Source organism: Colwellia sp. RSH04, from assembly GCF_003545765.1.
In the GTDB taxonomy this organism is placed as follows: Bacteria; Pseudomonadota; Gammaproteobacteria; order Enterobacterales; family Alteromonadaceae; genus Colwellia.
Genome location: NZ_QXIO01000006.1, coordinates 265,116 through 277,868, shown reverse-complemented (window position 1 = coordinate 277,868; position 12,753 = coordinate 265,116). Strand labels below are relative to the sequence as shown.

Genomic DNA, 12,753 nt, shown 5'->3' with positions numbered 1-12,753 from the left:
TTTTGCTTAGCGACAATAGCGACATAGAACCACCTGATCCCATTCCGAACTCAGAAGTGAAATGTGTTAGCGCCGATGGTAGTGTGGGAGTTCCCATGTGAGAGTAGGACATTGCTAAGCTCCTAATTAAAGAAACCCGTAGCTAACGCTACGGGTTTTTTGCTTTTCAGGTTTTGTTATTTCAATTGCAAAACTTATTACACCTCATCCCATTCTCAACGCCTAAGATAAGCAGAAGTTAACTATGTTTGCGCGAGGTGATAGTATGCAGGTGTTCGTCTCTTTTTCTGAGAATGCTCTTATGCATGCTGCACCCGCATCATTTGTGAATCCATTCATGTCAGTAGGACATTGCTAAGCTTCTATTAGAGAAACCCGTAGCTAACGCGACGATTTTTTTGCTTTTTAGGTTTTGTTATTTCAATTGCAAAACTTATTACACCTCATCCCATTCTCAACGCATAAGATAAGCAGGAGTTAAATATGTTTAAGCCGAGCTTGATAGTGTGTGTTAGCCTCTTTATGTGAGAGCGAAGTGGCACATTGCTATGCTTCTTACTTTGTTATTGTAAGGGATACTCAGTAAAAGCTCTTGTATTATTCTAATTGCCCACATCTATGTGAGGAATGCTTTTATGATATTAGTACATCATCGTACGTCACTAGCATTTTAAAAGACTAACTGTTTTCGCTTTATGCGAATTGAATAGAAGAGACTATTTAAATTGCATAGCGTTTATAATGATTGAGTAACATATACTGGCTCTTATTATTGTGTGACTTAAGTCACGATAAAGGCTATGTGTATAAAACATAATTTCCTATCATTTTTGACATCGTTCTATTAATACATCGATGCACTTTATTACGAAACTTATATTTTTACTGTTAATTATAAGTTTAATAATCGCTCACTTTAATAGATAACATTTACACTTGTTTGCATATGGCATCAATACACTGGTGTATTGATGTCGTAAAAATAGGGTACGCGAGTATCATTTCTACTACGCAAAATTTATCTAGGATGTTAATAAATCGTTTAATACGGGATAACATTCATTTAATTAAATGAAAGAGCTTAATCTTATAAGGATCGCATTATCTCTTTTAATGAATAGTCACACATGTGTCATATTTGATTAATATATAAATATAATCTTTTAGTTATTGAAGAATTCTGTAACTTTCGACTAGCATTCAATCTGAATTATTGAATGTATCAATGAAGTGTTAATGTGCTTTTGAACGTAAAGTACAATTAATTACATTGTTTTGCTTTGCCAACGTAAGAAAGTAAGTCAGTATCGCTTCCAAAATGAATTGTAACACTGAGTACTTTGATATTTACATTATTCAATATTAATAACAGTAACTTTAACGACACCATTTAAAATGACGTTATTATAGCCATACTAGGTGTTTATTTAACGTAAACAAGTTACATGTTTATTATATTTCGTTTGATAGAACACTTTATATGCTTGTCTTCTAGGAATCGGCAACTCTTGATTAATGTGATATTAGTAACATGAATATATATTATTCGCACAAATAAGGGGCGTTGTGTGCCCTATTTTCTTGCAAATAAAGCCAGATTAAGTATACTTGCGCAAACTTTTTTAGCGTTAAAGTTTTTACTTTAAAAAACAATAAATCATACGATTTTATTCGTATTAAGTTTATATAATTATCTATGAAAAATAGCTTAACAAGAGAAGGTAAAATTTTTGCCTTTAAACAGAATATGTTAGCTATAGGTATTGTTTTATTTTTTACGCTTTTAATTTGTTTTATTTGGGGATTTGACTATGCTAAATCTGCGCTTATTGGCGGGTTTGTAGTTATTATCCCTAATTGTGTTTTTGCCTATAAAGCATTTAAGTTTGCAGGAGCACAGTCATCAAAGAAAGTAGTCGAATCTTTCTTTAGTGGCGTTAAATTAAAAATGGGTTTAACAGCTTTTTTATTTGCACTTGCTTTCAAGTTTTTAGTGCTATTGCCTGTACCCTTTTTAGGTATGTTTTGTTTGGTTGTGGCTCTGCCTTTAGTGACTCCTTTGTTACTAAGTTATAGCGGCAACAGTTAAGATTTTATTTTTAAACTTTAATCATTGGGAAATTAATATGTCTTCAGGTGCTGAATTAACCAGCCAAGAATATATTGTTCACCATCTCGCCAATTTGAAAGTAGGTGAAGGCTTTATGGCCGTTCATTTAGATTCTTTGGGGTGGTCAATATTTTTAGGTTTGGTATTTTTACTGATATTTCGTTCGGTAGCGAAAAAAGCAACAACTGGTGTTCCAGGTAAATTGCAATGTGCTGTTGAAATGGTTGTAGGTTTTGTCGATGAAAGTGTTAAAAGCACCTTTCACGGTAAAAACCCTTTAATTGCACCTTTAAGTCTTACTATCTTTGTATGGGTATTACTTATGAATGCAATGGATTGGGTTCCAGTTGACCTATTACCGCACCTTATTCATTGGACAACAGGCATGGAATTAGGCGATATTTACATGAAGCCTGTTCCGACTGCAGATCCTAACATTACCTTTGGTTTAGCATTAGGTGTATTTATCCTAATAATCTACTATTCAATCAAAGTAAAAGGTGTAGGTGGGTTTATTAAAGAACTTACTACTCAGCCTTTTGGTCACTGGTCTTTATATCCAGTAAATTTCTTGCTAGAAACAGTTACGATGTTAGCGCGTCCTCTATCTTTAGCATTACGTTTATTTGGTAACTTGTATGCAGGTGAGTTAATTTTCTTACTAATTGCAACAATTGGTTTATTTCAATTACCAATTCACTTCTTATGGGCGGCATTCCACTTGTTGGTAATCCCATTACAAGCGTTTATTTTTATGATGCTAACTATTGTTTATTTAAGTTTAGCTCACGAAGACCACTAATTTGTTAGGAACAAATTAAACGAATTTATTCGGCCCTACGGGGTAATAGGGCAGGAAGCCCGACGTACAATTTTTTTTAACTTTAAACTTTACTTTTAAATATCGGAGAAAAATATGATTGCTATCGCAGTTGCTCTACTAATCGGTTTAGGTGCTCTTGGTACCGCTATTGGTTTTGGTCTATTAGGTGGTAAGTTCTTAGAATCTGCTGCTCGTCAACCAGAATTAGCACCTCAACTACAAGTTAAAATGTTCATCGTAGCGGGTCTTATCGATGCGATTGCTATGATTGGTGTAGCTATCGGTTTATACCTATTGTTCGCTGTTGGCCTAGGCTAATCACCCTTTTTTATAGCGAATTAATAGGAGGTACGCACAATGGATATTAATATGACCCTGATTGGGCAATTAATCGCATTTGTCGTATTTGTAATTTTTTGTATGAAGTATGTATGGCCACCAATTATTGGTGCCATTGAAGAACGTCAAGCTACTATTGCTGATGGTCTTGCTGCTTCTGACCGTGCTGCGAAAGATCTTGAGTTAGCTCAAGAGAAAGCTACAGCTCAACTTAAAGAAGCTAAACTTGAAGCTGCATCGATTGTTGATGCTGCTAAAAAGCATGAAGCTAAAATTGTTGAAGAAGCTGCTGGTAAAGCACAAGCTGAGAAAGAAAGAATCTTAGCTGCTGGTCATGCAGAAATTGAAACTGAACGTAACCGAGCTAAAGAAGAATTACGCGCACATGTTGCCGTTCTTGCTGTAGCTGGTGCCGAGAAAATTCTTGAGCGTTCAATAGATGCCGCTGCTCACAGCGACATTTTAGATAAACTCGTCGCTGAACTTTAAGAGGAAAGAGCTATGTCTGAATTGACAACTGTCGCTCGTCCTTACGCTAAAGCAGCGTTCGACTTTGCTGTTGAAGCTAACGCAATAGATAGCTGGTTATCCCAGTTAACATTTGCGGCTGAAGTTGCCAAAGACAAAACCATTATCGGATATTTGTCTGGTGGTGTTTCAGTAGAGCAAGCACAATCATTATTTATTAATGTTTGTGGTGAGCAAGTAGACAGTCAAGGCCAAAACTTTTTAAAAGTAATGGCTGAAAACGAACGTTTGTTGGTGCTACCACAAGTACTTGAACAATTTAGCCAATTAAAAGCTGAATATGAACAAGAAATTACTGTGGATGTAACCTCTGCTGTAGAAGTTACGGCAGAGCAAAAAACAACATTAAGCGCCGCGCTTGAAAAGCGCTTGGCACGTAAAGTTAAGCTTAATTGTATTATTGATGAAAGTATCGTATCAGGTTTGGTAATTCAAGCTGGTGATATGGTAATTGATGGCTCTGTAAAAGGTAAACTGAGCCGTTTAGCATCAACTTTACAATCTTAGATAAGGGAACAGAGCATGCAACTGAATTCCACTGAAATCGCTGAACTGATCAAGAATCGTATTGAACAGTTCGACGTTGTCAGCGAAGCTCGTAATGAAGGTACTATCGTTTCTGTAACAGATGGTATCATTCGTATCCATGGCCTTGCCGATGTAATGCAAGGTGAAATGATCGAACTTCCTGGTAGTCGTTTTGCTATCGCCTTAAACCTTGACCGTGATTCGGTAGGTGCGGTAGTAATGGGTCCTTATGCTGATTTAGCTGAAGGACAAAAAGTTAAAGGTACTGGCCGTATTTTGGAAGTACCTGTAGGTCGTGGTCTTTTAGGCCGTGTAGTAAACACTTTAGGTGAACCAATTGATGGCAAAGGCCCAATTGAAAATGATGGCTTCTCTCCAGTAGAAGTTGTTGCACCAGGTGTTATCGACCGTAAATCAGTTGACGAACCAGTTCAAACTGGTATTAAATCAATTGACTCTATGATTCCAATTGGTCGTGGCCAACGTGAATTGATCATTGGTGACCGTCAAATCGGTAAATCAGCGATCGCACTTGATGCTATCATCAACCAAAAGAATACTGGTATTAAGAGTATTTACGTTGCAGTAGGTCAAAAAGCCTCTACTGTTGCAAACGTAGTACGTAGCTTAGAAGAGCACGGTGCGTTATCAAATACTATTGTTGTTGTTGCCTCAGCTTCTGAAGCTGCTGCACTACAATACTTAGCACCATACTCTGGTTGTTCAATGGGTGAATACTTCCGTGACCGCGGTGAAGATGCATTAATCGTGTATGATGATTTATCTAAGCAAGCTGTTGCTTACCGTCAAATCTCATTACTTTTACGCCGTCCGCCAGGTCGTGAAGCTTACCCAGGTGATGTTTTCTATCTTCACAGTCGTTTACTTGAGCGTGCTGCTCGTGTTAACGAAGCATACGTAGAAAAATTCACTAATGGTGAAGTTAAAGGCAAAACAGGCTCTTTAACGGCATTACCAATTATTGAAACGCAAGCGGGTGATGTATCAGCTTTCGTACCAACTAACGTAATCTCAATTACCGATGGTCAGATCTTCTTAGAATCTAACCTATTTAACTCAGGCATCCGTCCTGCTGTTAACGCCGGTATTTCAGTATCTCGTGTTGGTGGTGCTGCACAAACGAAAATCATCAAGAAACTTGGTGGTGGTATCCGTTTAGCACTTGCACAATATGCAGAATTAGCGGCTTTCGCGCAATTTGCTTCTGACTTAGATGACGCGACTCGTGCTCAATTAGAGCATGGTCAACGTGTTACTGAATTAATGAAGCAAAAGCAATACAGCCCATTATCAATTGCTGAAACAGCAGTTTCATTATTTGCTGCAGAAAAAGGCTTCTTAAATGATGTAGAAATCAACAAAGTAGTTGATTTTGAAGAAGCACTGCATACTTATGTGAATAATGAGCAAGCTGAGTTGATGGCTACTATCAATGAAAGCGGTAACTACGATAAAGATATCGAAGCTGGTTTGACTAAAGCACTTGAATCATTCAAGTCTACTCAAACGTGGTAATCGAGTCTTTAATTAAGTAACCTTTTCGGAGAAAGAGTCATGGCCGTTGGTAAAGAAATAAAAACCAAGATTGCGAGTGTACAAAACACTCAAAAGATCACAAATGCTATGGAAATGGTTGCAGCCAGCAAGATGCGTAAAGCGCAAGATTGTATGGCTGCATCTCGTCCTTATGCAACAAATATACGAAATGTGATCGGCCATATTGCGCTTGGTAACTTAGAATATCGTCATCCTTATATGGAAGAACGTGAGACTAAGCGTGTAGGCTATATTGTTGTATCGACTGACCGTGGTTTGTGTGGTGGCTTAAATATTAACTTATTTAAGAAAGTACTTGCTGATGCTGCCAAATGGCAAGCAGAAGGTGCTGAAGTTGAATTTGGTATTGTGGGTTCAAAAGCCACATCATTCTTCAATAGCATGGGTGCTAAAGTTACTTCACAAATATCTGGCTTAGGTGATAACCCATCTGTTACTGATTTAATTGGTAGCGTTAAGGTTATGCTTAAAGCCTATGATAACGGTGAGATTGATAAGCTGTTTGTGGTATACAATAAATTTGTAAATACCATGACACAGCAACCAACAGTTGATCAATTGTTACCTTTACCTAAATCAGATGACGAAGAAATTAGTCATCGCTGGGATTATATTTACGAACCTGATGCTAATGCTTTATTAGATCAATTACTTGTTCGTTATATCGAATCTCAGGTATACCAAGGCGTGGTAGAAAACCTAGCTTGCGAGCAAGCCGCCCGTATGATCGCTATGAAAGCCGCAACAGATAATGCTGGTGATCTTATTAACGATTTACAATTGGTATTCAACAAGGCGCGTCAAGCGGCAATCACCCAAGAGTTGGGCGAGATTGTTGCTGGTGCAGCTGCTGTAGGGTAATCCTGAGCTTTAGATATAGCCAGGTAACAATAAGTTTCGTAATTTAAAGAAAAGTTAGCTAAAGCATCGCGATGCTAACTTAAATTAAGAGGAATAAACATGAGTACAGGTAAAGTCGTCCAAATCATTGGCGCAGTTGTGGATGTTGAATTTCCACAAGATGCTGTACCTCAGGTATATGACGCATTAAACATAACCGAAGGTGACCTTGACGGTTTAGTACTAGAAGTACAGCAGCAGCTTGGTGGCGGTGTTGTACGTACTATTGCAATGGGTACCTCAGACGGTTTGCGTCGTGGACTGAATGTAGTAAATACAGGTAATGGTATTCAAGTACCAGTTGGTGTTGAGACCTTAGGTCGCATCATGAACGTACTTGGTGAGCCAATTGATGAAGCTGGTCCTATTGGCGAAAAAGACCGTTGGTCTATTCACCGTGAAGCACCAGCTTATGCAGAACAATCAATGTCTAACGAATTGTTAGAGACTGGTATCAAAGTAATCGATTTAGTTTGTCCATTCGCTAAGGGTGGTAAAGTTGGTCTATTCGGTGGTGCAGGTGTTGGTAAAACTGTAAACATGATGGAGCTTATCCGTAACATCGCAATCGAACACAGTGGTTATTCAGTATTCGCTGGTGTTGGTGAGCGTACACGTGAAGGTAATGATTTCTATCACGAAATGAACGATTCTAACGTACTTGATAAAGTATCGTTAGTTTACGGTCAAATGAACGAGCCTCCAGGAAACCGTTTACGTGTTGCCATGACAGGTTTGACTATGGCAGAAAAATTCCGTGACGAAGGTCGTGATGTATTATTCTTCGTAGATAACATTTACCGTTATACACTTGCAGGTACTGAAGTATCAGCACTTCTTGGTCGTATGCCGTCAGCGGTTGGTTACCAACCAACACTTGCTGAAGAAATGGGTGTACTTCAAGAGCGTATTACGTCGACTAACAAAGGTTCAATTACTTCAATCCAAGCGGTATACGTACCTGCGGATGATTTAACTGACCCGAGTCCAGCAACAACCTTCGCTCATTTAGATGCAACAGTTGTACTAAGTCGTGATATCGCTGCACAAGGTATTTATCCTGCAATTGACCCATTAGATTCATCTTCTCGTCAGTTAGACCCATTAGTGGTTGGTACTGAGCATTATGAAACTGCTCGTGGTGTTCAATCTGTATTACAGCGTTACAAAGAACTTAAAGATATCATCGCTATCTTAGGTATGGATGAGTTATCTGAAGAAGATAAGCAAACGGTATCTCGCGCACGTAAGATCCAACGTTACTTATCTCAGCCGTTCTTCGTTGCTGAAGTATTTACAGGTTCTCCAGGTAAATATGTTTCATTAAAAGACACCATCTCAGGCTTTAAAGGCATTTTAGCTGGTGAATATGATGATCTACCTGAGCAAGCGTTCTACATGGTTGGTGGTATTGAAGAAGCCATCGAGAAAGCTGGTAAGATGTAATCATCTGGTAAGCACTTAATATTAATATGTTAAGTGCTTATTATTATAGAGGTCGAGTCAAATGGCATTATTAACTGTTAATCTTAATGTAGTAAGTGCAGAAGAAAGTTTATTTTCTGGTAGCATTAAATCATTACAGATCACAGGTAGTGAAGGTGAATTAGGTATTATGCCTGGTCACGCACCTTTACTGACCTCACTAAAACCTGGTATGGCGTTAATCACTAAAAAAGATGGTACTGAAGAAGTTATTTATCTTTCAGGTGGTATGCTAGAAGTTCAACCAAACAATGTCATTGTGTTAGCCGATGTTGCGACACGTGCAGATGATTTGGATGAGCAAGCAGCGTTAGAGTCTAAGCAACGTGCAGAAGAAAACATGAACGCCCATGGCGGTGATGTAGATTATGCTGAAGTTGCTGCTGAATTAGCACGCGCTATTGCGCAATTACGTGTTATTCAAGCAGGTAAGAAAAAAGTCTAATATCATTTCGATGTGATATTAAACAAGCACTAAGTTTTAGTGATTTCAATGTATTAAGAAGCGAGTTTCACCTAGTGATACTCGCTTTTTTATTTTTGCCTAAAATTAATTTGTCTAGATCAATGAACACCAAATATTTTTAAATAAATTAATTATTTTCCTTACATTAGTTATAAACACTGTCTATATTTATTAAATGTCTAATTTGAAATTTAATTAAATGACTGATCTTTCCCAAAATTACTTCGTTTCAGTTGCTGAAATAGCAGCAAAACTAGATCAAGCAACAACCATTGCACAAAAGCTGTCTTTGACTGCAAGTAATGCTAGAGCTGTAGCTCTTAGGGCAGGTGAGCGTGCAGCTGGGTTTAGACCATTAACTGATTTTATTGATCGTCTTGCAGAAATAACCATTAGCTCTTCAAAAAAAATAAACCAAATGGCAGCGACGCTTAGTCAAACCTCAGCCGAAAAAGTGAGAGCAGATGGAGCAATAAAACACTTTAATTCAGTTTACAAAATTGCTAATGAATCACCGTATATTGATAGTTTAGATGAAGTATACGAACGCTGTAAGTCTGAGCAAGATAGATTAGAAAAAACCTATCGAAGGCAAATAGAGCAATTGAGTGAAGAGTTAGAAACTTTAAGTAGTGAGCTGCGTAATGCTGTGATATTAGCTACATTATCAAGAGTTGAAGCATCACAAGCCGGTTCTCAATACCAAGATGCACTTATTAATGTTGCCGATAATGTAGAAGGCGCAGCAGGCAAAATTAAGAACCATATAAAGTACTCACAGCAAATGGTTTCAACTCTAGAAGAATACTAATAATATTGGAAGATAATAAAGTATGAAAACCCACAAATTATTTGAATGCCCTAGCCATACTTGGTTAATGTTTGGACGAGATGACGAAAAGCCTGAAGCGATAATAGATACTAATCAATATATGGTAGTAACAAAGAATAACTCGTTACTGATGGATCCTGGTGGTATTGAGCTTTTTTCAGCAATGCTTGCAGCCGTTATTAAACAAGTACCCGCGAATAAAATCACCCACTTGTTTGCCTCTCATCAAGACCCAGATATCATTTCATCATTAGGATTATGGGATCAAGCCCTTCCGTCTGCGACATTACATTCCCCATGGTTATGGGAGAGCTTCATCAGGCATTTTGGTATGAATAATATTAATTATTCAGCAATTCCTGATGAAGGTAATACGTTAAAGTTAGACGGTGTAAGCTTAGAGTTTATCCCTGCTCACTATTTACATTCATCGGGGAATTTCAATGTTTATGATCCTGAGGCTAAAATACTGATGTCGGGTGACATTGGCGCTGCCATGGAGCCTGTTGATGCGCCACTTTTTGTTGAAGACTTTGATGAGCATGCTAAAAAAATGAGAATGTTTCACCAACGTTGGATGCCTTCAAATGAAGCTAAGAACGATTGGGTAAGGCGAGTTAGAAAACTTGATGTTGAGATGATGTGCCCTCAGCACGGCAGAATATTTAAAGGCGATGATGTAAAACGTTTTCTCGACTGGTTTGAAAATTTAGAAGTTGGAGTCCTTAACAAAGGCTAACATATACACTTAACCTTTGTTTTCACATTAAACAAAGTTAGAATACGCCTAAATCAATCTTAGTTTAGGTTCTGTATGTCACTTTCTGTCGTTATTCTTGCTGCGGGTAAAGGTACCCGTATGCGCTCTTCATTACCCAAAGTTCTTCACCCTGTTGCAGACAAGCCTATGGTTGGGCATGTTATTGATAGCGCTCGACATTTAGGTGCTGAAAATATTTATGTTGTATACGGTTTTGGTGGTGAATTACTTAAAGCAGAAGTAACAGGGGATGATCTGACCTTTGTTGAGCAAAAAGAGCAACTAGGTACTGGCCATGCGGTAGATCAAGCGTCTCCTTATTTGAAAGATGATGAAGATGTACTTGTATTATATGGCGATGTTCCTTTAACCAAGGTCTCTACGTTAAATAGCCTTTTATCAGTGAAACCTGATAACGGTATGGCATTACTTACCGTACATTTAGCTAACCCTACAGGTTATGGTCGCATTGTAAGAGATGGAGCGACTGTTGTGGGTATTGTTGAACAAAAAGATGCTAATGCCGAGCAACTACGTATTAATGAAGCAAACACAGGGATATTGTTGGCTAATGGTAAAGATTTAAAACGATGGTTAAGTGGCTTATCAAATAATAATGCACAAGGTGAATATTATTTAACAGATATTATTGCTACAGCACACTGTGAAGGTAAAATTATCTCTACAGCTCACCCTGAAACAGAAGTTGAAGTAGAAGGTGCTAATAATAGAGTACAACTAGCAGCGCTTGAAAGAGCATATCAAGCAAGAAAAGCTGAAGAATTAATGATTGCTGGTGCAAGTTTGCGTGACCCTGCTCGTATCGATGTTCGTGGTAATTTATCTGTTGGTAGTGAAGTTGTTATTGATGTTAATTGTATTTTTGAAGGTGAAGTATCGTTAGCAGATAATGTGACTATCGGTGCTAACACAATCATAAAAAATGCCACTATCGGCGAGAATGTAGTCATAAAAGCCAATACTATTATTGAAGATGCTGTTATCGAAGCAGATTGTTCTGTTGGTCCTTTTGCTCGTATTAGACCAGATACCTTAATGAAGCGTGATTCACATATAGGTAACTTTGTTGAGACGAAAAAAACAACCCTAGGAGAAGGTAGCAAAGCTGGGCATTTAACCTACTTAGGCAACGCTGTTATTGGCAGTAAGGTTAATATTGGCGCTGGTACTATTACTTGTAACTACGATGGTGTAAATAAATCGACTACTACAATTGGTGATAATGCTTTTATCGGTTCTAATAGCTCACTTGTTGCCCCAGTAAAGATAGGAGAAAAAGCTACGGTTGGGGCTGGTTCAGTGATAAGTAAAACAGTTGCCGAAGAAGAACTAGCCATTGCTCGTGGCAAGCAGCGAAATGTTGTGGGTTGGCAGAGACCAATTAAGAAAAAATAAAAAGCTAAGTATTTAAAAAAAGCACCAAAAGGTGCTTTTTTTATCTCTTTAAATTGACTAAATGGTCAGAAAATATCAAATGTTAATGGGTTTATATTGCAATACCTTTCGGTATGAAACATAATACTGTTATATCGAAATATATAAAAACCTATCGAAAGTAACTACAAAAGTCATTCATCATGCCAAAAAGAAATACTCAACAGCGTCGACATAACATCATTGCAGATCTCAACTTACATGGTGAGGTGAGCGTTGAAAGTTTAGCTAAGCACTTTGATACTTCTGAAGTCACTATCCGAAAAGATTTAGCTGCACTTGAAAACAGTGGTTTGCTGTTAAGGCGTTATGGCGGTGCTGTTGCTTTACCAAGTGAGATTACAGAACTTAAAGGTGAAACACTGTCAGAGCAAAAACGCAAGATAGCAAAGAGAGCATCTACTCTGATAAGAGATCACAATAGAATCATTATTGATAGTGGGCAAACTACTGCTGCATTAGTTAGCGAGCTTGGAAACAAGAACGGGTTAGTTGTTATGACAAACGCGTTAAGTATTGCTAATGAAATACACGCATTAGAAAGTGAACCAACACTACTTATGACAGGTGGCACTTGGGATTCAAATTCAGAGGCATTTCAAGGGCAAGTGGCTGAACAAGTTCTACGTTCATATGATTTCGACCAATTATTTATTGGTGCTGACGGTATCGATATAAACCGAGGAACAACAACCTTCAATGAGCTTATTGGCTTAAGTCGTGTAATGGCGGAAGTAGCTCGAGAAGTAATTGTATTAGTTGAATCAGAAAAAATAACCAAGAAAATTCCTAATTTAGAATTGTCTTGGGAGCAAATACATACACTCATTACTGATGATGGCTTATCTAGCGAAATGCAAGATGCGCTAACCAAGCAGGGTGTAAAATTAATTATTGCTTAACCAAGCGAATACTTTTCAGGTAGAACGTCATTCTGCCTTTTAAACCA

The 12,753-nt window shown here is 37.9% G+C and carries 13 protein-coding genes and 1 rRNA gene; all 14 read left to right on the top strand.

Annotated features, from left to right (window positions below):
- The first annotated feature begins 5 nt into the window (after window positions 1-5).
- The 14 genes from rrf (at window position 6) to D1094_RS12280 (ending at window position 12,706) form a co-directional block, all read left to right on the top strand.
- Window positions 6-120: ribosomal RNA gene (gene rrf, locus D1094_RS12345) — 5S ribosomal RNA — on the top strand.
- Window positions 121-1,696: 1,576 nt separating this feature from the next.
- On the top strand, window positions 1,697-2,089 hold the full coding sequence (locus D1094_RS12340; RefSeq protein ID WP_118960403.1) for an ATP synthase subunit I: 393 nt from the start codon (window positions 1,697-1,699) through the stop codon (window positions 2,087-2,089).
- A 37-nt stretch (window positions 2,090-2,126) separates the two neighbouring features.
- A complete protein-coding gene (atpB, locus tag D1094_RS12335) occupies window positions 2,127-2,912 on the top strand; it encodes a F0F1 ATP synthase subunit A (RefSeq protein WP_118960402.1) in 786 nt (261 codons plus the stop codon).
- A gap of 114 nt (window positions 2,913-3,026) precedes the next feature.
- Window positions 3,027-3,251, top strand: coding sequence for a F0F1 ATP synthase subunit C (atpE, locus tag D1094_RS12330; RefSeq protein WP_118960401.1), 225 nt, complete (start codon window positions 3,027-3,029; stop codon window positions 3,249-3,251).
- 39 nt (window positions 3,252-3,290) lie between these two features.
- Window positions 3,291-3,761 (top strand): F0F1 ATP synthase subunit B, encoded by a 471-nt coding sequence (gene atpF / locus D1094_RS12325; RefSeq protein WP_118960400.1) that lies wholly within the window; start codon window positions 3,291-3,293, stop codon window positions 3,759-3,761.
- A 12-nt stretch (window positions 3,762-3,773) separates the two neighbouring features.
- Window positions 3,774-4,307, top strand: a complete 534-nt coding sequence (gene atpH / locus D1094_RS12320) for a F0F1 ATP synthase subunit delta (protein ID WP_118960399.1) — start codon at window positions 3,774-3,776, stop codon at window positions 4,305-4,307.
- 15 nt (window positions 4,308-4,322) lie between these two features.
- A complete protein-coding gene (atpA, locus tag D1094_RS12315) occupies window positions 4,323-5,864 on the top strand; it encodes a F0F1 ATP synthase subunit alpha (RefSeq protein WP_118960398.1) in 1,542 nt (513 codons plus the stop codon).
- A 39-nt stretch (window positions 5,865-5,903) separates the two neighbouring features.
- Window positions 5,904-6,767: a F0F1 ATP synthase subunit gamma gene (atpG, locus tag D1094_RS12310; RefSeq protein WP_118960397.1), complete on the top strand. Its 864-nt coding sequence runs from the start codon at window positions 5,904-5,906 to the stop codon at window positions 6,765-6,767.
- A 99-nt stretch (window positions 6,768-6,866) separates the two neighbouring features.
- Window positions 6,867-8,252, top strand: coding sequence for a F0F1 ATP synthase subunit beta (atpD, locus tag D1094_RS12305; protein WP_118960396.1), 1,386 nt, complete (start codon window positions 6,867-6,869; stop codon window positions 8,250-8,252).
- A gap of 61 nt (window positions 8,253-8,313) precedes the next feature.
- The gene (locus D1094_RS12300; protein ID WP_118960395.1) at window positions 8,314-8,736 is read left to right on the top strand and encodes a F0F1 ATP synthase subunit epsilon; all 423 of its coding nucleotides are present in this window, start codon (window positions 8,314-8,316) and stop codon (window positions 8,734-8,736) included.
- 220 nt (window positions 8,737-8,956) lie between these two features.
- A complete protein-coding gene (locus D1094_RS12295) occupies window positions 8,957-9,568 on the top strand; it encodes a chemotaxis protein (protein ID WP_118960394.1) in 612 nt (203 codons plus the stop codon).
- A gap of 22 nt (window positions 9,569-9,590) precedes the next feature.
- Entirely contained in the window at window positions 9,591-10,328 is a 738-nt protein-coding gene (locus tag D1094_RS12290) for an MBL fold metallo-hydrolase (protein ID WP_118960393.1), read from the top strand.
- A gap of 75 nt (window positions 10,329-10,403) precedes the next feature.
- Window positions 10,404-11,765, top strand: a complete 1,362-nt coding sequence (gene glmU / locus D1094_RS12285; RefSeq protein WP_118960392.1) for a bifunctional UDP-N-acetylglucosamine diphosphorylase/glucosamine-1-phosphate N-acetyltransferase GlmU — start codon at window positions 10,404-10,406, stop codon at window positions 11,763-11,765.
- Between the two features lie 182 nt (window positions 11,766-11,947).
- Window positions 11,948-12,706, top strand: coding sequence for a DeoR/GlpR family DNA-binding transcription regulator (locus D1094_RS12280; RefSeq protein ID WP_118960391.1), 759 nt, complete (start codon window positions 11,948-11,950; stop codon window positions 12,704-12,706).
- Window positions 12,707-12,753: the final 47 nt, after the last annotated feature.